The organism is Lysinibacillus sp. UBA5994 (assembly GCF_002429725.1).
In the GTDB taxonomy this organism is placed as follows: domain Bacteria; phylum Bacillota; class Bacilli; order Bacillales_A; family Planococcaceae; genus Lysinibacillus; species Lysinibacillus capsici.
Map to the genome: position 1 here is coordinate 49,031 of NZ_DJAU01000025.1, position 22,679 is coordinate 71,709.

The following is a 22,679-nucleotide window of genomic DNA, read 5'->3' on the forward strand; positions in this document are numbered from 1 at the left end:
TTTATTTAGCGAAATAAATCCGTAAACTTTGTTAGTACTTCCAGCTGTTTCGCTTCCGCACCCATCCAATCAACTGTTAACTGTGGAATTTCATCTAATGCTGCACGATTTTTCACAGCAATATCTTTATTCCCTGGTAATAAGTAAGCATCTGCTACTAGCTTTTGCCCTTCATCTGACAATAAAAAATCAACATAGGCTTGTGCAGATTCTACATGTTGCGCATCCTTTAAAATACCTACCGCTCTTGGACTAACTACTGTTCCACTCGTCGGATAGATAATTTCCACTGGCTCACCGTCTGCTTTTGCTTTATAAGCCATATAATCTACACCTGCAATCGTGGCATTTTTCTCGCCTGTAATAACCGCATCCAAGGCTTCTTTATTCGCACCATTGACTTGTAAGCCATTTTTCTTCCAACTATCAATCGTGCTCCAAGCTGTTTTTTCTGCTGCTGTGTAGCCAAATAAGAAATCAACAGCAGAGCCTGACAGACTTGGATCTGGTATATTCATTTTATTTTGCCAATCAGCTTTTGCTAAATCAGACCAATCCGTAGGCGCATGTGTCGTATTTTTCGTATTATAGGCAATACCTAAAGCAGAGGCACTGTAGCCATAAAAATATCCCTCTTGATCCGACCAATCACTGTTGATTTTGTCCTTGTTTTTAGCCGCTTCGTAGCTTTGCAATTGATCTGTTGCTTTTAACCCATCCATTGAGGCAACAGAGGCAAGTACAACAATGTCAGCTACAGGATTATTTTTTTCCGCTTCTAAACGAGAGAGAATTTTACCCGTAGTTCCTTGAAACATTTCCACTTTAATCCCTGTTTTTTCTTCAAATGCTTGCTGAATATTTGCAGCTAAACCATCTGGCCCAGCAGAATACACTGTCAGAACTTTCTCCTCCTGTGTCTTTGCACTTGCTTCATTCGTCTCTTTTGCCTCTTTATTACCACAGCCAGCTAATGCTAAGGCCAATAAAATGCCAGCAGTTGCCCAAAATTTAAAATGTCGTTTCTTCAATGTAAACCCTCCAATTGATAGATTTGTTTTTCATCAATAAAAACTTGCAACCTTTTTCCATGCTCTAATGGCTGCTTCTCATAAAAGTTCCAATACTGTCCTTCTACCTGTGCTTGTACTAGATAACGATCGCCAACAAATGTACTTTTCACAATCTGCGCTTGTTTGGCAATCGTACCAGGACGCGATATTCTCGAAACACCCTCAGGTCGCACAATTGATTGTCGATTGTGAAGCCAATTCACTTTGCCAATAAAATCTGCCACATAGGGCGTTGCTGGTGCACGATAAATTTCCTCAGGCGAGCCAATTTGAGCAATCCTCCCTGCCTCCATAACGATAATTTGATCAGACATTGTCATGGCCTCTGTTTGATCATGTGTTACGAAAATGGCTTGGCAATTAAGCTCATGAATGAGGTGCATGATTTCATCTTGCATTTGCTCTCTTAAAACAGCATCGAGAGCGGATAAAGGTTCATCAAATAAAATTAATTGCGGTTTGGTCGCTAAAGCTCTAGCTAATGCCACTCGCTGCTGTTGTCCACCCGATAATTCACCTGGCTTTCGTTTCTCATAGCCTTGCATTTTTACCAATCGCATCACATGCTCGACTCGTTCAGGAATAGCTGATTTCGGAATAATGCCCTTTAAGCCAAAGGCAATATTTTGGAAGATGGTCATATGTGGCCATAGAGCAAAATCTTGAAAAACCATGGCAATATTACGCTTATTTGGTTTGACATTTTTACGAGACCCCGAAGAATAAATGACGGTGTCATCAAATCGTATTTCTCCTTTTGATGGCTGTTCAAGGCCAGCTATCAACTTTAATAAGGTTGTTTTGCCACAGCCTGATTGTCCGAGAATCGTAATGAATTGCTGATCTAACTCCACATCAATCGGCCACAATGCTTGAGACTGCCCATATTTTTTCTCGATATTTTTTAATGAGATTTTCATAAGTATCCTCCTCGTTACTTACAACTATAAATTCCAGATATTTAGAAAATATTAATCTACTATTAATAACTCGTTAAAAAAAATCTAATAAACTAAAGCAAATACAAGATTTTTTCTAATTTCCTTTAGGAGGATAAAATGAACAATAGTAAATTACAGGCATTTTGCTTACTTGTAGAATTAAAAAAATTAGCCCCTGTCGCCAAAGCACTTGGCATTACAGCCCCCACCGTATCATTTCATATTCGCTCTATAGAGGAGGAATACGGTATTCATTTATTTCGAACAAATGCTGGAGGATACCGTTTAACAGAAGCGGGCGAAGGTGTGTATCATTACGCTCGTCAAATGGTTCAACTTCAAAAGGATATGGATCGTTTTATTGAAAATCTTTTAGCAGGCCATATCGGTTCATTACGACTAGGGGCGAGTGGCTTACCTGCCCATATTTTTATGCCAGATTTAATTCATCAAGTTTCAACGACCTGTCCTGAGATTCGCATTTCATTAGAAGTAAAAACAGCACCTGAAATTGAAAAAAAGGTAGCACTACAAGAATTAGATTTCGGGCTCATCATGGAGACTAAGCAGGAAAATCCTTTACTTCATTACGAAACAATCGGTGAAGATGCACTTGTATTGGCATTCAGCCCATCTCACGAGCTAGCAGCACAAAAAGACATCACCAAAGAAGATATTCTTAAATACAAGCTATTGTTGCATACATCATCTAGCTCCACGAATCACTTCATTGAAAAGTGGATGGACCCATTTCAGCCTTCTATTTACACAATTGAGTTGGATTCTGTGAGCACGATTAAAAAGATGCTGACCTTTGGCAAAAACTTGGCGTTTCTATCTGTTTCCTTAATAGAAGAAGAATTAAAATCAGGTGTACTGCTGAAGAAAGATCTACATGATGTAACACTAAATAGAAAAATTCAATTGATTTATCCGAAAACGCGCTTAGATCATAAAATGGATGAATTTGTCAAAACGTCGGTTTATGAAATAGCAAAGCAATTAAAAATGTCTTCTACGATGACATAATTCCACATACAGTCGTAATAACATGGAATGGGAAGATATTTTTATGAAAGGAGGGTTGTCCTTGCTAACCAAGCTGTTGACAAAAGATTGTATACAGCTTGCAAACTTTGTCCGATCATGGCAAGAAGCAATTCATTTAGCGGCTAGCCCATTAGTACAACAACACAAAATTGAACAGCGCTATGTCGAAGCCATGATTCGATCTATTGAACACAATGGTCCTTACGTTGTCATCACACCCAAAGTAGCCATTCCTCATGCACGGCCATCTGATGGGGTTCTTGAACTAGCCATAAGCTTGCTACGATTACAAAAGCCTGTTTTTTTTAGCCCTAATCAGCCTGTCTACCTACTAATTGTGCTAGCTGCCATTGACAATGCTTCACATCTACAGGTGTTGGCTGATTTGGCATTAGTCTTACAAGAACCCGATCAGATTGATGACCTAATCGCCTGTCAACATGCGGACATGATATGGGAGAAAATCAAACAATATACGACAAAGGAGTCAACAGAATGAAAATTTTAGTCGTGTGTGGGAGCGGTTTAGGAAGTAGCTTTATTTTAGAATTGAATGTTAAAAAAGCATTAGAAGTATTGGGGAAAGATGCAGAGGTAACGCATACAGATTTAGCGTCTGCCAAGGCGGAGAAAGCAGATATTTATTTAGGGGCAGCAGATATCGTGAATGAATTAGCGAAAGACAAAGGAATCATTGTGAGCATCGTAAATATGATGAGTATTTCAGAAATAAAAGAAAAGCTTGAACCGTTGCTTTAAGCATTAAAAATTTGGATAGGATGAGGTGTTGGTATGTTAGATGTTATCATGCATGACATTTTAGGAACACCAGCTATATTAGTCGGCCTATTCGCTTTTATTGGTTTACTTATTCAAAAAAAATCAAATTCCACTGTTCTGTCAGGTACATTAAAAACGATAATGGGCTTTGTCATCCTCGGAGCTGGTGCCACTGTCTTAATTGGCTCTTTAGATCATTTTAGTAAAATGTTCGATCATGCCTTTCAAGTACAGGGAGTCATTCCCAACAATGAGGCCATCGTGGCAGCTGCTCAGACTAATTTTGGTACAGCTACTGCACTAATCATGGTATTTGGTATGATTATGAATCTACTATTTGCGCGATTTACGCCATTAAAATATATCTTTTTAACTGGACATCATACATTATTTATGGCTTGTTTAATCGCCGCTTCATTATCAGTTGGAGGGATGAGTGGTACACTTCTTATTCTTGTTGGGTCTATCATTCTTGGACTTTGTATGGTCGTGTTCCCTGCCATTTTACAGCCGACAGTTCGACAAATAACAGGGAGTAATGACTTTGCTGTTGGTCACTTTGGCAGTGTTGGCTATTATGTTTCTGCAAAGATTGGTAAGCTCTTTGGTAATAAAATGAAATCCACAGAAGATATACAGGTTCCGAAAGCATTAGGCTTTTTACGAGATACCTCAGTTGCTATTTCTTTAACAATGAGTGTGTTCTTTGTAATTGTTGCCCTTTTTGCTGGCCCTTCCTATATTGAGTCACAATTATCAGCTGGCTCAAATTTTATTATTTTCGCTATTATGCAAGCGATTACATTTGCAGCGGGTGTTTATATTATTTTAGCAGGTGTACGGATGTTAATTGCTGAAATTATTCCAGCCTTCAAAGGCATTGCAGATAAACTTGTACCAAACACAAAACCAGCACTTGATTGTCCAACCATCTTTCCTTTTGCACCAAATGCCGTTATTATTGGTTTCATTTTTAGTTTTATAGCAGGGCTGGTTTCCATGTTTATACTCCCCTTCATCGGACTAAAAGTCATCGTACCAGGTCTTGTTCCACATTTCTTCACAGGTGCGGCGGCGGGTGTCTTTGGAAATGCTACTGGCGGTAGAATTGGTGCGATGTCCGGAGCCTTTGCCAATGGTTTATTAATTAGCTTTATTCCAGCCATACTCCTTATCTTTATGGGAGACATTGGCTATGAGGGCACAACCTTCGGTGATTCAGACTTTGGGGTAATCGGCATTATTATTATTAATTTATTAAAATTATTCGGCGCTGTTTAGAACATATAAAGCCTGACGCTATTTGCGTTAGGCTTTTATAGTGCTGTACATACAAGAAGTGCTACGAAAACCTTTATAAATCAATTACTTTATTAGTAATCTAGCTTTATATTATTAACTTATTATGTATATAGAAATGATTCATTATTCTTAGACATCCTAAAAATTTTTTGCACGGATGTCTGACATCAGACTAAAAATATTAAGTTTTTGCCGATATATATTTTATACACAACAGGAGGTACACAAAATTTGAAGAAATTATTCACTAGTTTTCTTTTGATCACTCTGTTGATAGCAGGCTGTTCCTCAGCACCGACAGAAACATCAACTGAAGGATATAAGATAGGAATTTTACTATCAGATGCAGGACTAGGCGATGAATCATTTAATGATTCCGCTTTTAAAGGCTTAGAAAAAGCGCGCGACGAGCTAGGCATTTTGTTTGATTACAAAGAGGCTCCTGATGGTAAATACGAGGAAAAGCTGAATGAACTTGTAGCAGAAAAATATGATATCATCATTGGTCTCGGGTTCTCTGTACAAGAAGCACTAGAAAAGACTGCAAAACAAAATCCCTCTCAGCAATTTATACTGATTGACGGGCAATCTGATATTAACAACATCATTTCGATTACCTTTAAAGAACAAGAAGGTAGCTTTTTAGTTGGCATGATTGCCGCTATGACAAGTAAAACAGGAAAAGTTGGCTTTATTGGTGGAGCAGATGCTCCTGTTATCCATCACTTTGAAAATGGTTTTATCGAAGGAGCACGTTATGTACAGCCATCGATTGAAATTATGAGTGACTATGCTGGTACCTTTGACGATACCCAGGCTGGTGCAGCAATAGCAGAAAGGTATATCAAAAATAACGTTGATTTTATTTACCATGCAGCAGGCTTTACTGGCTTTGGGGCGATAAAAAAGGCAGAGGAAATGGGGATCTATGCAGCAGGTGTTGATATCGATCAGTTTTTTGTTGCCGAAAAAACAGTTGTCACATCCATGCTTAAAAATGTTGATCTAGCCGTCTATCAACTCGCTAAGACATTAGTAGAAAACGGTAAAATTTCCGAAAAATCCTATTCATTAGGTTTAGCGGATCAGGGTGTGGGACTAGCAGATATTCGTGTAATTCAACTGACAGCTGAGCAACAGACTGCTATCGAAAAAGCCAAAGAAGCCATTATTTCAGGTACGATAAAAGTTACTGCGGAAAAGAGGAATGACCAGTGACACTACGTAAGAAATTATTTATGAACACATTGATTCCAATCGTATTGGCTATGGCTATGATCGGCTTTATTATCCTACAAACATTCACGATCCAAACAACAGCACAGGATGATACGAAACTTTTACTTACAGTGAAAGAACTAGAGCAAAGTTTAGTTGTTGCCAGCCAATCTTTAAATAATTTTACCTACCTGGATAGTGAAGCCAATAAAAACGAAGCGCTCGCTATTTTACAAGAAACAAAAAGTAATTTAGAGGCATTAGCCTCCCTAACGAGAATACCTGAACATCAGACAATCGTCGAAAAAATAGCTAGTAAATTTGAAAATCTAGAAAAGGCGACTGAAAGCGGGTTTCAAGAAAACAATCGCTCTGAAATTAAAAAGCAGTCCATCAGAATTAAAGGAATTTTAAACGATATGTATTTGCTCAAAAAAGAAACGAACGAATGGTATCAAGAAATGATCCAAGTAACGAAGCAAAAAATAGGTTTCATTACAACCTCTACCATCATAGGTAGTGTGCTATTAATTATTGCTACGATACTTTATTCCTATGTAGCTGCGAAAAGAATTACCAAACCCATTAATCAGATTGTAGATTGTGCACAGGCTGCAGCAACAGGAAACTTAACAATGGATACTTCTACCCTCTCCTATCAAGCAAACAGTCGATATGAGATTGATCAATTAACAAAAAGCTTTGCAGACATGATGAATAATTTAAAAAATACTGTACAATCCATTGATAATATTGGAAAGGATGTTAATTTGTTTACACAAGAAGTGACGAGCCATATGAACAATATTCATGAAAGTAGTAATCAAGTCGCTACCTCAACCGACGAATTAGCAAAAGGCAGCTATACGATGTCAGAAGACATTCAATCAGTGGCACTCCAAATGAATAATATGGCAGATCAATTTAGGGATGTTATGCGTACGAGTGAGCAATCGGCTGACACTGGTAAACAAGCTCTGGAGGCTGTTCAAAATGGTCAATATTCATTAGAAAAACAATCTTCCATTGCAAAGGATATATCAACCACATCACTTGATATTAAGGAAGCTGTAACTCAATTTTCTCAATTCACTTCGGAAATTGAAGGCGCAGCCAATGCTGTCCATACGATTGCTAGCCAAACAAATTTATTAGCACTAAATGCTGCCATCGAGGCTGCAAGAGCTGGAGAAGCAGGCAAAGGGTTTGCCATTGTTGCCGAGGAGGTTAAAAAGCTCTCTTCTGAAACGGAGAATGCTACGAATTTAATCACTTCAATGGTCTCGCATATTCAAGATGGCATTACGCACATCCTTACTACGGCTGAACGAGGTTATCTGCTGTCAAATGAGCAATCTCAATCCATGGTAGAGACAGAACAATCATTCTCTGTTATTACCATGCACATAACAAATATCCATCGCGATTTACAAAACCTCACAAGAGAAATGGCACAAACGAATGAAATGAGCCAGCAAGTAAATAGTACCATTGAAAATATTTCTGCTATTACAGAAGAAACTGCTGCTGGCACAGAAGAAATATCGGCATCAACGCAAGAACAGCTACTTTCCTTCCAAAAAATTAGTGCTAAGATAGACGATCTTGAAGCTATGACTAATACGTTGATGAATGAGCTCAAAAAATTCACCCTATAGCGATTCGATTCATTACCGCAAAAAATCCAGTGAAATGATTCACTGGATTTCTTCTTTCATTATAAAGTTAAACCACCATCTACTAACACAATAGAGCCTGTCATATAGCTTGCTTTGTCCGATGCTAGGAATACTACCATTTCTGCTAATTCCTCTGGTTTTGCATAGCGTCCCATTCTCATATTTGGAATCTCCTCTGGCACATAGCCACCTGTTTCAAACATCGCAGTTACACTGTTTGTTAATGCCGTTTCTACTCCTCCTGGACAGATACCATTGATCCGAATACCTTTTTTTACATACTCCAAAGAAGCTGATTTTGTTAAACCCACTACTGCATGCTTACTTGCAGAATAGACAGCCATACTGTGCTCACTACGAACTCCTGCTGTAGAAGCTGTATTTATAATTGAACCGCTTCCTTGTCCCTCCATTACTTTTAAAACATATTTTAAGCCAAGGAATACACCCTTCACATTAATTGACATAATACGGTCATATTCTGCATCTTCAATCTCTGTTAGTGGAGAAATTTTCTGAATAACCCCAGCATTATTGAAAAATACATCAATACGTCCGTACGTATCAACAGCAGTATTGACATATTTCTGAACGTCTTCACTTTTTGAAACGTCTGCCTGAACGAAAATACCTTCCCCGCCTTGTTCTCTAATCAAGCTTACTGTTTCTTCCCCTGTTTCTTTGTTGAAATCCACTACCACCACTTTTGCACCATTGCTAGCAAGTTTCAAGCTGCTAGCTCTTCCAATTCCGCTTCCTGCGCCTGTTACAACTGCAATTTTATTCAAAAGATCCATCTTCTATTCCTCCCTAACATTTTAAAGTCACTGTCTATTTTATTGCTACTTCTCCTTTATTTATTGTATTATTCTACACAAAATAGTACTTTCTCAATGTCTATCCAATAAAAATGTAAATGCTTTCATTTTAATAGAATTATTACGAACTGGAGTGTAGGAACATGAAAATTAACACTATTGATCTTCAATACATCAGCCAATTAATCTATGAAACACATCATCTTCCAGTCACTTATATTAATTCATTAGGAAAAATAATCTTTGACTATTCATCAACAAATAATCCATCTTACATTTCTTTAAAGGAACAGTTGAAAACATATCCTTACCATAAAGATTCTAATGCCTATCCAATTTTTTTCTCTTATGCTGAGTTTAATTTTTTCTATATTAATGTGCAGCAAGAGGATCAATATTTAGGTGCAATTGTAGTTGGCCCTTCCCTTTCTCCAGAAGTGGAAGACATAAAGACAAGTGTTAATCAAGAGCTGATTCCTATTCTTCATTATCAACAAAGTTTAGCCATTAGTTTATTTGTGTATTACGCCATCTATCAAAAGAAATTAAATAAATCTGCTGTCATTTATCACAACCAAGCATTAAGACCTCTCATTCGTCATGAGGAAAATACTACGCTTGAGCTCTCCTATGCAAGAAGAAATGATATTGTTCATACAAATCTTTACTATGAAAAAATATTGTTAGACAATGTGAAAAATGGGCGTATAGAGAAACTAAATGAAGTTTTGAATTATTCCATTGTTGAGCAAGCAGAACTTGGAATACTATCAAAACGCAATAATTTAAGAAGTGTTCAATATTTGATGATTACAGGCATTGCTCTTATTTGCCGTGCAGCAATTGAGGGTGGTTTAAATGAAGAAACAGCCTTTACATTAAATGATTTTTACATTCAAAAGCTAGAGGATCAAAACAGTTTAATCGAAATTCTTTCGTTAATGGAGGAAGCTATTTACGACTATACAAGCCGTGTATCACAGGCAAATACAAGGAAGTATTCTGGACCCATTACTACCTGTATTCATTTTATTGAAAATGAGTTGTATGGGGATCTAACACTCGACCAACTTTCAGCAATTTGCCACCTAAGCCCCAATTATCTTTCCTCCTTATTTAAAAAGGAAGTAGGTACTTCCTTTAGTGAATATATTCAGCAGCAAAGGATTGATGAGGCGAAAAAACTCTTAACATTTACCAACTATCCAATCCTAGACATCGGTTCATTACTTAATTTCACAGATCAAAGCTATTTCATTAAAGTTTTCAAAAAATTTACGGGAATTACCCCTAAACAATATAGAACTAAGTATTCTCATAAATAATTCGATATAGAGGGAAAGTAAAAAGATGGTAGAAATCAATTTTTACTTTCTCTTTCCTTTTTTGAAGTACTAACAATATCATCTATGTCATATCTTGAATTAAAACGTAACCATTACACTTTAAGGAGGTCTATGTGGAACGTCTCCATTTTTCTAAATATGTATTGAATTTTTGGTTGCTCTTCATTTTATTCCTAGGCATGCTACAACTACTGTTATTCAACGTCTCAGCTCTAAACGACCTTAGTTCCTCTCTACTCAATTTAAATACGATATTTTTAAGTATTTTAATTGAAGCATTACCATTTGTCTTAATTGGAATACTGATTGCTGGCTTTATACAAATTTTTATAACAGAGGAACATATCCAAAGGTGGATTCCTCGAAACCCTGTGATGGCAGTTATCATGAGTTGTCTTGTAGGTGCATTATTTCCAGCCTGTGAATGTGGGATTGTTCCGATTGTTAGAAGATTGATTGTGAAAGGCGTACCTATACATGCAGCTATAGGCTTTATGTTAACTGGTCCACTTATTAATCCCGTTGTTATTCTTTCTACTTATATGGCATTTGGAAATGATTTAAGAATAGCGAGCCTTCGAATGCTTGTTGGCTTTGTCATCGCTATTGTAGTAGCATTACTTATCAGCTTATTTTTTAAAGGCTCCCAATTTAAGAGCTCTTTACAGCCCTACTCATTAACAATCCCTAGTCAACAAACATCCTTCTTCACCAAATTATTAAATATGGTCAAACATGCCATCGATGAATTTTTTGATATGGGTAAATACTTAATTATCGGGGCATTTTTAGCTGCCTTTGTACAAACCTATATATCTACCAAAACACTCGTAGCCATTGGAGAAGGTGAACCCTCCTCCATTCTAGTTATGATGGGCTTAGCCTTCATTCTGTCACTTTGCTCTGAGGCAGATGCCTTTATTGGCGCATCCTTTAGTGCTATTTTCTCCACTCCATCCATTCTAGCCTTTCTTATTTTTGGCCCTATGATCGATTTGAAAAATACCATTATGTTGATGAGCGTATTTCGTTTAAAATTTGTTTTTTGGTTAATCGCCTTAGTGGCTACAGTTGTCTACATTAGTATATGGATTCTTTCAGCGTATCTCTAAGGGGGAAAACCATGAAATTTCACGTTCAACAAGCGCTAAGAGCCTTCATGTTACTCGCCTTTTCGGCTATGATTGCCAACCTACATTGGACCGGAGAACTAACAAAATTTATCAACCCTAAATATGAAGGGCTGAGTAAAACAGCCGCCATTTTATTTTTTATACTATTTCTTGTTCAAGTGACAAGAATTATATCTTTTTCAAAGGTTCCTCATTCATGTGATCAAACGGGACAAGCATGCTGCTCCCATCACGACCATGGTCACACAGCCTTTACCCGAAAAAAAATGATAGCCTACCTCATTATCATGACACCAATAATGACAGGCTTCTTCGTGCCAGCAAAAATTTTAGATGCATCCATCGCTGATAAAAAAGGTGGTGCATTTATTCTCACCCAGCAAAATCAATCATCTAAAATAGAGGATTACCTCACTTCAAATGAAACGATTGATGAAAACATCTATGATGAACATGAAGCTGATCCCCGACTGACAGAGGAAAAACAGGAAATGACAAAAAAACAATATGAGCAATTAAAGCAACAGCTATCCCAACAATCCATGCTAAAAATGACCGATGAGGACTACACGATTTATTATGAAGAAATTAATCAAAATTTGGCTAACTATTTGGGGAAGAAAATACAGTTGAAGGGCTTTGTTTTAAAAGAAGAAAATTTTACAGAAAAGCAACTAGTGATTTCAAGATTTCTTATTACGCATTGCGTCGCCGATGCCAGTATCGTCGGCTTTCTGACAGAGTTTTCGGACGCTCCTACACTCACAGAAGATACATGGATTGAAGTGGTCGGTACAATTAGTCAAACAACATATGAAGGTGCAAGCTTACCTGTTATCCATATTGATGATTGGGTAACAATCGAACAACCTGAATCACCTTATCTTTATCCTATTAATATTCGAATGAGTTTCTAGCAATAAAAGGGCAAAGCTTATGGCTTGCCCTTTTTCAGCTATTAATAGGGGATTGCACATCTAAGCCTAAATGGGAACGTAATGTGCTACCTTCATATTCAGCTCTGAATAACCCCCGCTCTACTAACATGGGAATAACGTCGCTAAAGAACAAATCCAAAGATTTCGCAGGTCCGCCTGGTATGGCAATAAAGCCATCCAATGCACCCTCTTCATAAAAAGTAACGATTTGATCGACAATATCCTGTGGTGTACCGATTGCTACAAGGTGGGCTGAGCCAATTACCTCTGGGCGTGCTAACAATACTGCGACTGTTGGTTCATTGTTTACAATATAACGACGTACCAAATCTGCATGTGTTTTACTACGTACTTGTTGATCTTTTGATGGCAGCATATCAATCGTTACCTGATCTTCAAGTGCCAAATGACGAACATCCATGCCAATCACAGATTCTAAAGCACTGTAGCGCCGCTCAAGTGTTAAATGTGCATGTGCTTGTCGGTGCATTTCGAGTGCTTCTTCATATGTATCCCCTATAAAGAAATAGAGTCCGGGTAATAAGCGAATATCGTCGGCTGAACGACCTACTTCTCTAGCCTGCTGACGCAAATCATTACGCATCTCAATACCCACCTCCATGACTGGTGTAGCCGCAAAAATCGCATTGGAAACAGTAGCCGCAAATTGCCGCCCAACATCCGACGCTCCTGCTTGGAAGAGTGGAATCTCTCCTGCTGGATGCATTGGGAGATTTAAGGGACCTTTTATATGGAAAAATTCTCCTTCATACTCAATTGGCTTAACAAGCTCTTTTATTTTCTCTAAATTCCCATCCATTTCTAATGTTTCATAGGGATAACTATGCCATAGCTGCTTGACCACCGCTGTACATTCTGCCGCTTTAGCATAACGCTCCTCGGAAGAAGGCATGGGCTCATTGCTGAAATTATGGGCGCCATCTATAGAGGTTACGATATTCCATCCAACTCGTCCTTCGCTAATCCAATTTAAGGACTGCAATTGACGCGCAATCAGATAATGTGGCGTAAAGGATGTGGAAATCGTTGTTACTAAGCCAATCTGTTTCGTTTCTCTTGCCACCATCGCCATTAAAAAGTTAGGGTCTAAGCCAACTGTTCCTTTCATTTTAGCCATTAATTCTGGATGAGCTGTTAAATAATCCGCCTTAAATACAAAATCTAATTTCGCTGCTTCAGCACGCTGCGCAAATGCAATATGTTCTTCTATCAAGGCACCCTGTTTGCCATGATTACCGTAAACAGCTAAATGCATTCCAATAATAAGGTGTCTTTTCATTGCTACTCTCCTTCTTTTTAATTGATAACGATTATCATTTTCATAATAATCATTCATGGCAGAGATTGCAATGAATGTCTATTAAGTTTTTGAAGGTCCTCTAACAAATGAAAAATAAGCAACCAAACTAATATTTACTATAAAGTTAAATAAAGGTATTATTGAGATAATTCAAAAATATTTAAGCGGAGGAATCATGAGAAAATTTACCTCTTTATTTATAGTTACTCTTTTTATATTTCCAATTGGTGGAGCATCTTTTATAGAAGATCCTATACTCCAACCATCTATTCCGCCGAACCTTGGTGCTTCTGCTGAGGAATCTTATTCTACCCCCACAGCTGAAAAAAGTGATGATTCTCTTCTTACAACGTCTTCTACCTTTCCAACTGGTCAGGGTTCGATGAGCTTTAATTTTAAAGCACCTAGTAATGGCACTGATACAATTCAAATTTATGTGAAAAATAACAGCTCACAATCTATTAGGTTTATATTAACTGCACCTAATGGAACGGTTTGGATAGACGGAGAGATCATTAAATCTGGACAATCATTTACTTCAACTTACGAGTTGGATGCAAGCCAAGCTGGTCAATGGTTCATGAAATTTGATAATAATGATGGTTCTTCAATTACAGTAGATATAAATACAAGTTACGAAATTTAATATGGAGCTTCACCCTTTAGCTTTTTTCTATTCAAATAGGTGATGCAAAAATTTGTTTTTCCGTTGGGTCCCAGAGAACAATTCCAACATCCTGCTTCTGATCGATTACCCGAATGGTGATGGGGATATAGTCAAATAAAATTGTATTTATTTTTGTACTAGTGAGCTGTAACAAGCCAATTAATTCAATATCATTAACCAGTGGTACGTGTATTTCTAGATTAATATCTGTTAATTTGCCATCTTCATAACGAAGTTTTCCCATGATTTTAGGATTTAAATGTTTAAATCCACCTTGAATATCCTCTTTAAAAATTAATAATTTATTATACATATTTTGGTCCAAACTATATAAAGCATCTGATGGGAATATATAATGCTTTTTATCTATATCAAACCATTTTGTTATGGTATCTGTATCTTTAGGAATAAAGGTTTCAGCTAAAAATATGCCTGGAATAATATCGTTTATATTAGATTCTTGATATAAAGTTAAATAAATAGGGACTCTCGGATATTTTTCATTTTTTCTAATATCCTCAAGAATCCTTTTAGCTACTTCCTTCCCATAATTTTTAACATCGTTGATATCATCATCATTTTGGTCTACTTTCACTTGGCCTGTGTAAATTAAACCATTGGCATCGGAAACTCGTATATCATAAAATTCATTTAACGAGATCGCGATCGATAGTCCCTCTACTTTGTTATTTTCTTTATTAATAAAATTTTGTTCTAACACATGTGAGAGAATCAAAGGATACTTTTTTTCATCCTCTAACACATTGTCACTTCTAGTTTCAATGGCTGGATTTAACCCAATACCTTCATCTGTTTTTCTACTTAACCATTGGCTGATCATTTTCTCTTCCAGATATTGACCTTCCTGCATATAAAACTTGTCAGTTGAGAAATAATTCACCGATAAATTCATGAGTCCTCTTTCAATTTCATTAATATTTAAAGCATTATTCATATTATTGATGATTGAACCTCTAGCAATATTGACTTTTGCAGGCTGTTGAATCTCATAGACCTCCTTTTTCTGTATCGATGAAATATACTTTTTCTCATTAGCAGTAACACTTTCGTCCTCACTACTACAAGATGCTAAAATCAATATTGGTGCGAATAAAAATAACATAAAGCTTCTTTTTTTCATTGCTATTTCTCCTTGCATACTATGTATCATTTGATAAATTACCTCATTCAACGATACCAAATTTACCAAAATAAAACATTATATATTTACAAATCTCCCCATTTACCTATCAGATAATCAAAAAAGACCTATGCTCGTTTTCTCGAACATAGGTCTTACTGCTTTCAACTGCTAATGAGTGGGTTTTTCACTACATTGGAGTGGCTCTCACACTTTTAAGAGCGGGTTCCCTCCTTCTTAGAGCGATTTACCCCTCAATACTATTTGGCATTTTTATCGGGCTGGTGAATACCAAATACATTGCCTTCCGTATCAATATAATAGCCTTGCCATGCCATTCCTGGTAATGCGTACTTTGGCATGGCTACTTTGCCCCCGTTTTCAAGAATTTTTGCTTCCGTTACATCATAACTTTCAACACCCATTGTACAAGCAAAGCCATTCAACGCTTGGTTTGTTTCTGGTGGAGGCCCTTGGCGTTGCATTAAAGCACCGTTAATGCCAAGTTCACCATCTTCACCTGTCACGGCACCGAAATAAGGCATGCCTGCATATTCACTCCAGTCCTGAAATGACCATCCAAAAACTTCCCCATAAAAATCCTTAGCCCGATCCATATCACTTACATGAATTTCAAAATGAACTAATCTCCCCATAGTATCCTCCTTAAAGATGAATGTATTTGATCATATTTACTATATATCATTTTTCTGAAGATTAAAATTAATAAATTATTTCTGCCATACCAACAACATGTTGGTTATAGAGACTTATATGGAATCTCCCATCTATTATTCCATTCTATTATTTTTAGAACTACAAAAAAGTGTGACTAGAAAATGAATTATTCTCTAATCACACACTATTAGGGCTAGTTATAATTGACTATATACCGAAATGGCATCGGTAATATTATATTGCTCCGTTCTAGGGCTGCCGTCCGCTCCTACTGTCACTAGCACATATTCTTGTCCATTTATAAGGGCTAAGCTTGCTAAACATAAGCCTGCATCTTCTGTATAGCCAGTTTTTCCACCTAAAATTTCCCCTCCTGGCAATGCACTTGACGTCATATGCTGAAACATGCGACTGGTAAAAGTAATGCCTTCCGGATGAAGGTTTGTTGATTTTATAGAATATCTTTCTGCTGTATAAACATTTCGAAAATCATCGTTTGTTAAGGCGTATTGTAAAAGTAAAGACATATCCTTTACAGTTGTATAATGATCTGAATGGTGGAGTCCAGTTGTATTCACAAAGTGCGTATTTTTCATGCCTAGCTGCTGCGCCTTTTCGTTCATCAGTTTCACAAATCCACGTTCTGACCCCGCAACATATTCAGCTAAACCTAGTGATGCCTCTGCACCTGATGGCAACATAGAGCCATACAACAAATCTTCTACTGTCAGCTTTTCATTTGGGAGAAAGCCCGCCACTGACGCATTTTCCTCTAATAAATCCCGAAAGATATGTTTAGGTAAAATGATTTCTTCTTGTAAATTGGAGATCTGCTCTATCGCGACTAGAACCGTCATCATTTTTGTCAAAGAAGCAGGATAAATCTTTTCCTCACTTTTTTTATCTAAAACAATTTGATTTTCATCCAAATTCACTAAAATTGCATTCGAACTGTACATATCAAGATCGAGCATATGCTGACTGGCTGTTTGTACTACTTTTGGTGCATGATCTATTTCCTGACGTAAAGTCATTGGCGATTCTTTCAATAGTAAATAAACGAAAATCAGTATGGATAAGAACAATAAACTCAATATACCTTTTCTATTGAACATAAAAACAACTCCTTCTCTTTATGCTTTTATTCAACCATAAAAAAAGGAGCTTATTTTTAATTTACTATTAGTGAATTCTTAAGGTTTCTTAAGAATTGGTTGGAATCATCACGGTGAATACGGTTGTATCATTACTAGAAGTTGCGGTAATGGTTCCGCCATGGGCCTGTACAATTTCATTAGAAATGGCTAAACCAAGCCCAGCACCTCCTGTTTGGGTAGACCTTGCACTATCTAAGCGGTAAAACTTTTCAAATATCATTTTTAATTTTTCAGGAGGGATCGTCTTCCCTGTATTCGTAAACGAAATAAATGTCTGATTATTTTCGCTTTGCGCACTAATTTCAATTGTACTATTTGGATCACTGTAGGCAATTGCATTTTTTAAAATATTATTAAATACCCTTGCTATCTTATTACCGTCTGCATAGATAGTAATATCTTCATCTAATTTGACGATGGCTTTTTGACCCTTTGGTGCCAGCAATGGATAAAACTCGTCGGCCACTTGCATTAACATATGTTGTAAAGGAATAGAATCTTTCTCTAAAATGATGGATTGTAAATTAAACCTGGTTATTTCAAAAAATTCATTGATTAGTTGTTCCAGTCTATAAGATTTATCTAATGTAATCGTCACATATTTTTCTTTCTGCTCTACCGGCATATCCCTCGCTTCATCTAAAAGACTTAAGTAGCCAATAATGGATGTTAAAGGTGTTTTAATATCATGCGCTAAATAGACAACTAAATCATTCTTTCGTTGCTCAGCTTCTTGTGCATCCCTTGCACGCTTTTCTAATTTATATTTCACGTTATTTAATTTTTTTTCCAAAAAATCGAGTTCAGCTGGGAGCTCAATTTCCTTCCCTGACTCATCAGCAAGCATGGTAATACTTGAACTAATTTGATGAAAATATCGGGTAAATCGAGACAAGGCGATATAGAAAATAATCAATAATAATAAAATAAATCCTATCGCAAGCCAAAGCGATTTATTTTGTCGAAATAACACATGATAGGCATTGCTTGCAGCATAATAATCAAGTTGCAAGACATTTTCACAAAAAGCAATAAAAGCATCTGCAAAGGGAGCTTGTAAGACCCCATCAATAAATGCAAAATTAATAAAAAAGCCTATGATGCTAGCGATGACAAGTATCGAAATAATTTGTAGAACCATTTTCCTTTTCAGTTTGCCAAACTCATTTTTCAATGGTATACCCCACTCCCCAAACCGTTTTAATATACTTTGGGTTCTCCGCAGCATCCTTCATTTTTTCCCGTAAATGTCGAATGTGAACCATTACCGTGTTATTGCTGCTAAAGTACTTTTCCCCCCAAATTTCTTGGAATAATTGCTCTGAGCTAATAACTGTCCCTCGATTTGCACATAAATACCAAAGAATAGCGAACTCCGTAGGTGTAAGGGATATGGACCTTTCATTTAAAAAGACTTGTCGTGTGTTTTTATTAATCACCAAGCCAGCAAAATCAATGATATCTTCCTGTTGCTTCGAACCTTGGTTGTAGAAAGTAAACCTTCGTATTTGTGCCTTTACACGAGCAACCAACTCTAATGGACGAAATGGCTTTGTTATATAATCATCTGCTCCCAGAGAAAATCCATTTATTTTATCGATTTCTTCTTCCTTTGCCGTAAGCATTATCACTGGAAAATTTAGTGTTTCTCGGATTTTTCGTAAAATAGTAAACCCATCTATATCAGGCATCATAATATCCAGAACAGCTAAATCTACTTTCTCATGCTCAATACATGCCAAAGCCTCTTGAGCCGTATAAAACTTAAATACATGATAGTTTTCATTTTTTAAGTAAAGTTCTATTAAATCTGCAATTTCCTTTTCATCGTCAACAACTAATATATTCAACTGTATTGCCCTCTCCTTCTCCCCACTTGTTTTCCAATGATTTTTCACAGGCATTATAGCACTTACGCATGACTATATCTATTATTAGGGTAGTTAGATGAAAACATCTTTCCAGCTCTACTTTTAATAAGTTTATATTAACAAAATCATAGATAGCTTCATAATGAACTATTACTACATCAAAAATAGGCTTAGGTTATATCCCAAGCCTCGCATTTTCTGGTAATTAATTTGTTGGATTGATTGCTGTAGTAGTAGATTTTCGACTCATATCCTGTGTTACCACTCTACCTGCGTAATATAGCATTTGTTTATTTAATTTATTCTCTTTTACAGTTATACTGGTCGGTTTCACTTTGAGAACAAGCGTTTTGCTCCCTAAAGATGACTGATATTTTTCGATATGCTTTTTTGATAAAGGTGCTTGGTAATAATCTGGTACATATTTATCAAGCATTGCCTGCATAGCAGCAGTAGCTTCATTTAAATCTGTAACAAATTCCACCAAACCATTTGCTACTACACTTATATAAGCCGTATCAGTCTTAGCAGGAATAGGGTCTACCATTGTTCCATAATTTTCACTTATTGTGATACATGCATTCCGATTATTTGTTAGAATATCTATTTTTCTTCCTTCGTTGGCACCATGAAAATAAAAACTTCCGTCTTTGTAAACATAATTTAGCGGAATAACATATGGCATATGTTGATCTACCAAACCAAGAAATGCAGTTTGTGCGCCTTCTAATAATTGTTTAATTTGTTTTTCATCTGTACAAGCTCTATTTATCATCCGAATATCTGTTACCATTATCATTCCCCCTATCCTCTTCTAAAAAGGAGTCTACAGCAGTATTGCACGTTAAAAAAGGGACAGTTTGATGAAAGGGCATGGGTACAAGGTAAAAATACTAGTTTATCAAAAGCCCATACTATTTTCTTAGAAGTTCTCTAGTTCTACAAATGAATGTCATATATTGAATGATTTCTTCTCCAAATTTTCACCTACATTACGATAGAATAGTTTAAGTTGCGCAACAATCATAATGCTAATGACTACAAGTAAAAACCATGAACTGATTTTACCAAAATGAACAATCGACCAAGACACCTCTTGATTTGGATAGGACCATGCTCCAAAGAACGTTGCAATATTTTCAGCAATCCAAATGAAAAAGCCAATCAAAAAGAACGATACAACGATGGGCATTTTAAAGACTTTGTTCCGTACTGTAAATTTTACAACAGTACGATAAAACACAATAAATAGTAGTGCCATTAACAGCCATCTAAAATCATAAATAAAATGGTGTGTGAAAAAATTCAAGTAGATAATGGCTCCAAGTGGAATAGCTACATAACTTTTTGGCCAGCTTACAATTTTTAAATCAAACCTACGCCAAGCTTGGCAAATATAACTTGCTACACTCGCATACATAAATCCGCTATATAAAGGCACACACCCTATTTTTGTCCACGCCTCTTCAGGATATGACCATGAATTGAAATTCACTTTATATAGTTCGAGCACGAGCCCAATAATGTGAAACAAGCAAATGACTTTTATTTCATCCTTTGTTTCTAAACCAAATTTATACATCAAGTACTGAGTCAATAGACAGATTGCCAGAATAAAGTCATATCTTCCTACCCCAGGTATTTGAATGGCTTTAGAGAGTGCAAGTGTAGCAAATATCACAACGGGAAAAATACAAGATAATGATTGATGATACGTAAAGACTCCTAAGTCTTTAATAAAATTCTTCAACATGAATCCACCTCAAATGAACTTGTTCATAATTAAATTGCTTCTTGTATGAAGAATAAATGATAAATTATCTTATTTCAATATTTATTTATCGAAAAACAATAAATTTTTTCTCTTATTATTGGAACTATTCTTTGTTAAATACGTCTTTGTTGTTGCTTCTCTATGAAGAAAAGAGTAGCCATGTAAGTAGCTACTCTTTGATATTAAAGATATATTTTTTGATTTAATTTTAATTGGACTTCTTGTTGGTTTATTTCTAAATTCGTCACTTTTTTCACTTTTAAATAATAAACGATATAACAACCAATGAAGAATGCTCCACCACAGTAGAGTGCTAAACGTTGAGCTGGATCAAAAGCCAAGCTTGCCATAACAATACAGTTCGCTAATAAACCTAAAATAGGGATCACTGGATACAGCGGCGCTTTGAATTTTAAATCCTCTACTTTTCCTCCTTGGCGTATATAGGAGCGTCTAAATGCAATTTGAGATGCTGTAATCGCAATCCAACCAATTTGTGCACCTAAGCCTGCTAGAGATAATAACCACACAAAGACTGTATTAGCAGCAAATACACTTGACAGTAAAGACAGACCTGCTACAGCGAGTGTGATTAGTAATGCATTCATTGGGATACCTCTTTTATTAACTTTCCCTAAAACGGGACTTGCCATCTTTTCGACAGATAGTGAAAACAGCATACGTGTTGCAGCATAAAGACCCGAGTTTGCGACAGATAATAAGGCTGTTAGGATAACAAAATTCATAATATCTGCTGCATATGGAATACCTATGCTATCTAATACGACTACAAATGGACTTTCCACCACCCCTGCTTTATCCATTGGTATCATTGCTGCAAGTACAAATACGGATAACACAAAGAAGAACAGCGTACGCCAAACAGTTTGCTTAATAGATTTAGGGATAGTCTTTTCAGGATTTTCACTCTCCCCAGCAGCAATACCAATCAATTCTGTACCCTGGAATGAAAAATTCACGGTAATCATTGTAATAAGCAGTGCTGTTACACCATTAGGAAACAATCCACCCTCATAAAAATGAGTAAGGAAAGGGGCATTTGTTCCATCTTTCATATCGATTAGCCCAAACATAGCTGCTCCACCAACCGCAAGGAACATAATAATTGCCAATATCTTAATGCTGGAGAAGACAAATTCTGCTTCACCAAATGCTTTTGCTGATAAACCATTCAATACAAAGAGTAGTGCTGCAAATATTAGGCACCACATCCATACTGGTGAATCAGGAAACCATCTTTGCATTAGTTGTCCAGCCCCTAAAAACTCAAGAGCAACAGTTACTGCCCAACCTAGCCAGTATAGCCATCCAACGGCAAAACCAGTAGCAGGACCGATAAATTTCGTTGTGTACGTTTGGAATGAACCTGATACCGGCATAGCAACAGACAATTCACCCAAACATAGCATTGTTAAATACATAACTGCTCCGCCTACTAAGTAAGCTAGGATGGCACCAGTTGGCCCAGCTTGGTTAATCGTGTAGCCTGATCCAAGAAAGAAACCAGTTCCAATACATCCGCCAAGTGAAATCATAAATAAGTGTCTTGCTTTCATACTTCTTTTTAATTCATATTGTTCTGCTGCCATAAAAAACTCCTTACATTCATTATCTGTGTAAGCACTTTCTTTTTTTCGTACAAAACAGATAACAATCTAAAATTTGAATGTTAATAGATAAACTGTTTTATATATTTTATGAACTGTCAATTTTCTGACAAAATAAAGGCTATTGAATAGCTAAATTGTATTGTAAACTTACTATAGGGAGA

At 36.5% G+C, this 22,679-nt stretch carries 22 protein-coding genes; 10 read left to right on the plus strand and 12 right to left on the minus strand.

The annotated features are described in order from the left end of the window. Positions 1 to 5: 5 nt before the first annotated feature. Both B3D98_RS07800 and B3D98_RS07805 read right to left on the minus strand, forming a co-directional pair. Positions 6 to 1,031, minus strand: a complete 1,026-nt coding sequence (locus tag B3D98_RS07800) for an ABC transporter substrate-binding protein (RefSeq protein WP_288582188.1) — start codon at positions 1,029 to 1,031, stop codon at positions 6 to 8. After that, complete coding sequence (locus tag B3D98_RS07805; RefSeq protein WP_054550684.1) at positions 1,028 to 1,993, minus strand: ABC transporter ATP-binding protein; 966 nt, start codon at positions 1,991 to 1,993, stop codon at positions 1,028 to 1,030. Before B3D98_RS07805 ends, B3D98_RS07800 begins: the two co-directional genes overlap by 4 nt. 138 nt (positions 1,994 to 2,131) lie before the next feature. On the opposite strand from B3D98_RS07805, the gene B3D98_RS07810 reads away from it, so the two are divergent. From B3D98_RS07810 to B3D98_RS07835, 6 genes are all read left to right on the plus strand, one after another. Then, on the plus strand, positions 2,132 to 3,043 hold the full coding sequence (locus tag B3D98_RS07810; RefSeq protein ID WP_054550683.1) for a LysR family transcriptional regulator: 912 nt from the start codon (positions 2,132 to 2,134) through the stop codon (positions 3,041 to 3,043). 61 nt (positions 3,044 to 3,104) lie between these two features. Further along, a complete protein-coding gene (locus tag B3D98_RS07815) occupies positions 3,105 to 3,563 on the plus strand; it encodes a PTS sugar transporter subunit IIA (RefSeq protein WP_288582191.1) in 459 nt (152 codons plus the stop codon). Continuing rightward, complete coding sequence (locus B3D98_RS07820) at positions 3,560 to 3,823, plus strand: PTS sugar transporter subunit IIB (RefSeq protein WP_004232490.1); 264 nt, start codon at positions 3,560 to 3,562, stop codon at positions 3,821 to 3,823. The genes B3D98_RS07815 and B3D98_RS07820 overlap by 4 nt, the downstream gene beginning before the upstream one ends. 33 nt (positions 3,824 to 3,856) lie before the next feature. Next, positions 3,857 to 5,125: a PTS ascorbate transporter subunit IIC gene (locus tag B3D98_RS07825; RefSeq protein ID WP_288582192.1), complete on the plus strand. Its 1,269-nt coding sequence runs from the start codon at positions 3,857 to 3,859 to the stop codon at positions 5,123 to 5,125. A 252-nt stretch (positions 5,126 to 5,377) separates the two neighbouring features. Continuing rightward, the gene (locus tag B3D98_RS07830; protein ID WP_288582193.1) at positions 5,378 to 6,364 is read left to right on the plus strand and encodes a BMP family lipoprotein; all 987 of its coding nucleotides are present in this window, start codon (positions 5,378 to 5,380) and stop codon (positions 6,362 to 6,364) included. Then, complete coding sequence (locus tag B3D98_RS07835) at positions 6,361 to 8,022, plus strand: methyl-accepting chemotaxis protein (RefSeq protein ID WP_288582194.1); 1,662 nt, start codon at positions 6,361 to 6,363, stop codon at positions 8,020 to 8,022. The genes B3D98_RS07830 and B3D98_RS07835 overlap by 4 nt, the downstream gene beginning before the upstream one ends. Positions 8,023 to 8,081: 59 nt before the next feature. Here B3D98_RS07835 and B3D98_RS07840 read toward each other — a convergent pair whose 3' ends face one another. After that, positions 8,082 to 8,840, minus strand: coding sequence for an SDR family NAD(P)-dependent oxidoreductase (locus B3D98_RS07840; RefSeq protein ID WP_103117696.1), 759 nt, complete (start codon positions 8,838 to 8,840; stop codon positions 8,082 to 8,084). Between the two features lie 164 nt (positions 8,841 to 9,004). Here B3D98_RS07840 and B3D98_RS07845 point away from each other — a divergent pair, with 164 nt between their 5' ends. From B3D98_RS07845 to B3D98_RS07855, 3 genes are all read left to right on the plus strand, one after another. Continuing rightward, complete coding sequence (locus B3D98_RS07845; protein WP_054550677.1) at positions 9,005 to 10,186, plus strand: AraC family transcriptional regulator; 1,182 nt, start codon at positions 9,005 to 9,007, stop codon at positions 10,184 to 10,186. A gap of 134 nt (positions 10,187 to 10,320) precedes the next feature. Continuing rightward, the gene (locus B3D98_RS07850) at positions 10,321 to 11,319 is read left to right on the plus strand and encodes a permease (protein WP_279494378.1); all 999 of its coding nucleotides are present in this window, start codon (positions 10,321 to 10,323) and stop codon (positions 11,317 to 11,319) included. An 11-nt stretch (positions 11,320 to 11,330) separates the two neighbouring features. Continuing rightward, positions 11,331 to 12,257: a TIGR03943 family putative permease subunit gene (locus B3D98_RS07855; RefSeq protein WP_054550675.1), complete on the plus strand. Its 927-nt coding sequence runs from the start codon at positions 11,331 to 11,333 to the stop codon at positions 12,255 to 12,257. A 34-nt stretch (positions 12,258 to 12,291) separates the two neighbouring features. Here the strand turns inward: B3D98_RS07855 and B3D98_RS07860 are convergent, their stop codons facing one another. After that, complete coding sequence (locus B3D98_RS07860) at positions 12,292 to 13,554, minus strand: NtaA/DmoA family FMN-dependent monooxygenase (protein WP_288582244.1); 1,263 nt, start codon at positions 13,552 to 13,554, stop codon at positions 12,292 to 12,294. Positions 13,555 to 13,774: 220 nt separating this feature from the next. Between B3D98_RS07860 and B3D98_RS07865 the strand changes: the two genes are divergently transcribed. Further along, positions 13,775 to 14,245: a hypothetical protein gene (locus B3D98_RS07865; RefSeq protein WP_054550673.1), complete on the plus strand. Its 471-nt coding sequence runs from the start codon at positions 13,775 to 13,777 to the stop codon at positions 14,243 to 14,245. A gap of 31 nt (positions 14,246 to 14,276) precedes the next feature. Here B3D98_RS07865 and B3D98_RS07870 read toward each other — a convergent pair whose 3' ends face one another. From B3D98_RS07870 to B3D98_RS07905, 8 genes are all read right to left on the minus strand, one after another. Next, positions 14,277 to 15,407 carry a CamS family sex pheromone protein gene (locus B3D98_RS07870; RefSeq protein ID WP_288582199.1) on the minus strand — a complete coding sequence of 377 codons (1,131 nt, stop codon included), beginning with the start codon at positions 15,405 to 15,407 and terminating at the stop codon, positions 14,277 to 14,279. Between the two features lie 260 nt (positions 15,408 to 15,667). After that, positions 15,668 to 16,063: a VOC family protein gene (locus B3D98_RS07875; RefSeq protein WP_048389675.1), complete on the minus strand. Its 396-nt coding sequence runs from the start codon at positions 16,061 to 16,063 to the stop codon at positions 15,668 to 15,670. 219 nt (positions 16,064 to 16,282) lie between these two features. Next, the gene (locus B3D98_RS07880) at positions 16,283 to 17,200 is read right to left on the minus strand and encodes a D-alanyl-D-alanine carboxypeptidase family protein (protein WP_054550670.1); all 918 of its coding nucleotides are present in this window, start codon (positions 17,198 to 17,200) and stop codon (positions 16,283 to 16,285) included. 88 nt (positions 17,201 to 17,288) lie between these two features. Further along, positions 17,289 to 18,383, minus strand: coding sequence for a sensor histidine kinase (locus B3D98_RS07885; RefSeq protein ID WP_244205601.1), 1,095 nt, complete (start codon positions 18,381 to 18,383; stop codon positions 17,289 to 17,291). A gap of 22 nt (positions 18,384 to 18,405) precedes the next feature. After that, the gene (vanR, locus tag B3D98_RS07890; protein WP_199768326.1) at positions 18,406 to 19,098 is read right to left on the minus strand and encodes a VanR-ABDEGLN family response regulator transcription factor; all 693 of its coding nucleotides are present in this window, start codon (positions 19,096 to 19,098) and stop codon (positions 18,406 to 18,408) included. Between the two features lie 220 nt (positions 19,099 to 19,318). Further along, positions 19,319 to 19,906, minus strand: a complete 588-nt coding sequence (locus B3D98_RS07895; RefSeq protein WP_066038246.1) for a pyridoxamine 5'-phosphate oxidase family protein — start codon at positions 19,904 to 19,906, stop codon at positions 19,319 to 19,321. A 159-nt stretch (positions 19,907 to 20,065) separates the two neighbouring features. Beyond that, complete coding sequence (locus B3D98_RS07900) at positions 20,066 to 20,866, minus strand: DUF817 domain-containing protein (protein WP_288582202.1); 801 nt, start codon at positions 20,864 to 20,866, stop codon at positions 20,066 to 20,068. Positions 20,867 to 21,069: 203 nt separating this feature from the next. Next, on the minus strand, positions 21,070 to 22,497 hold the full coding sequence (locus tag B3D98_RS07905; protein WP_004232450.1) for an amino acid permease: 1,428 nt from the start codon (positions 22,495 to 22,497) through the stop codon (positions 21,070 to 21,072). Positions 22,498 to 22,679 lie beyond the last annotated feature (182 nt).

Bases quoted from the DNA above. Each gene is read 5' to 3' on its own strand.
- B3D98_RS07805 (WP_054550684.1), bottom strand. From the start codon at position 1,993: ATGAAAATCTCATTAAAAAATATCGAGAAAAAATATGGGCAGTCTCAA.
- B3D98_RS07810 (WP_054550683.1), top strand. From the start codon at position 2,132: ATGAACAATAGTAAATTACAGGCATTTTGCTTACTTGTAGAATTAAAA.
- B3D98_RS07820 (WP_004232490.1), top strand. From the start codon at position 3,560: ATGAAAATTTTAGTCGTGTGTGGGAGCGGTTTAGGAAGTAGCTTTATT.
- B3D98_RS07825 (WP_288582192.1), top strand. From the start codon at position 3,857: ATGTTAGATGTTATCATGCATGACATTTTAGGAACACCAGCTATATTA.
- B3D98_RS07840 (WP_103117696.1), bottom strand. From the start codon at position 8,840: ATGGATCTTTTGAATAAAATTGCAGTTGTAACAGGCGCAGGAAGCGGA.
- B3D98_RS07845 (WP_054550677.1), top strand. From the start codon at position 9,005: ATGAAAATTAACACTATTGATCTTCAATACATCAGCCAATTAATCTAT.
- B3D98_RS07855 (WP_054550675.1), top strand. From the start codon at position 11,331: ATGAAATTTCACGTTCAACAAGCGCTAAGAGCCTTCATGTTACTCGCC.
- B3D98_RS07860 (WP_288582244.1), bottom strand. From the start codon at position 13,554: ATGCATTTAGCTGTTTACGGTAATCATGGCAAACAGGGTGCCTTGATA.
- B3D98_RS07865 (WP_054550673.1), top strand. From the start codon at position 13,775: ATGAGAAAATTTACCTCTTTATTTATAGTTACTCTTTTTATATTTCCA.
- B3D98_RS07870 (WP_288582199.1), bottom strand. From the start codon at position 15,407: ATGAAAAAAAGAAGCTTTATGTTATTTTTATTCGCACCAATATTGATT.
- B3D98_RS07875 (WP_048389675.1), bottom strand. From the start codon at position 16,063: ATGGGGAGATTAGTTCATTTTGAAATTCATGTAAGTGATATGGATCGG.
- B3D98_RS07880 (WP_054550670.1), bottom strand. From the start codon at position 17,200: ATGTTCAATAGAAAAGGTATATTGAGTTTATTGTTCTTATCCATACTG.
- B3D98_RS07885 (WP_244205601.1), bottom strand. From the start codon at position 18,383: ATGGTTCTACAAATTATTTCGATACTTGTCATCGCTAGCATCATAGGC.
- B3D98_RS07895 (WP_066038246.1), bottom strand. From the start codon at position 19,906: ATGGTAACAGATATTCGGATGATAAATAGAGCTTGTACAGATGAAAAA.
- B3D98_RS07900 (WP_288582202.1), bottom strand. From the start codon at position 20,866: ATGTTGAAGAATTTTATTAAAGACTTAGGAGTCTTTACGTATCATCAA.
- B3D98_RS07905 (WP_004232450.1), bottom strand. From the start codon at position 22,497: ATGGCAGCAGAACAATATGAATTAAAAAGAAGTATGAAAGCAAGACAC.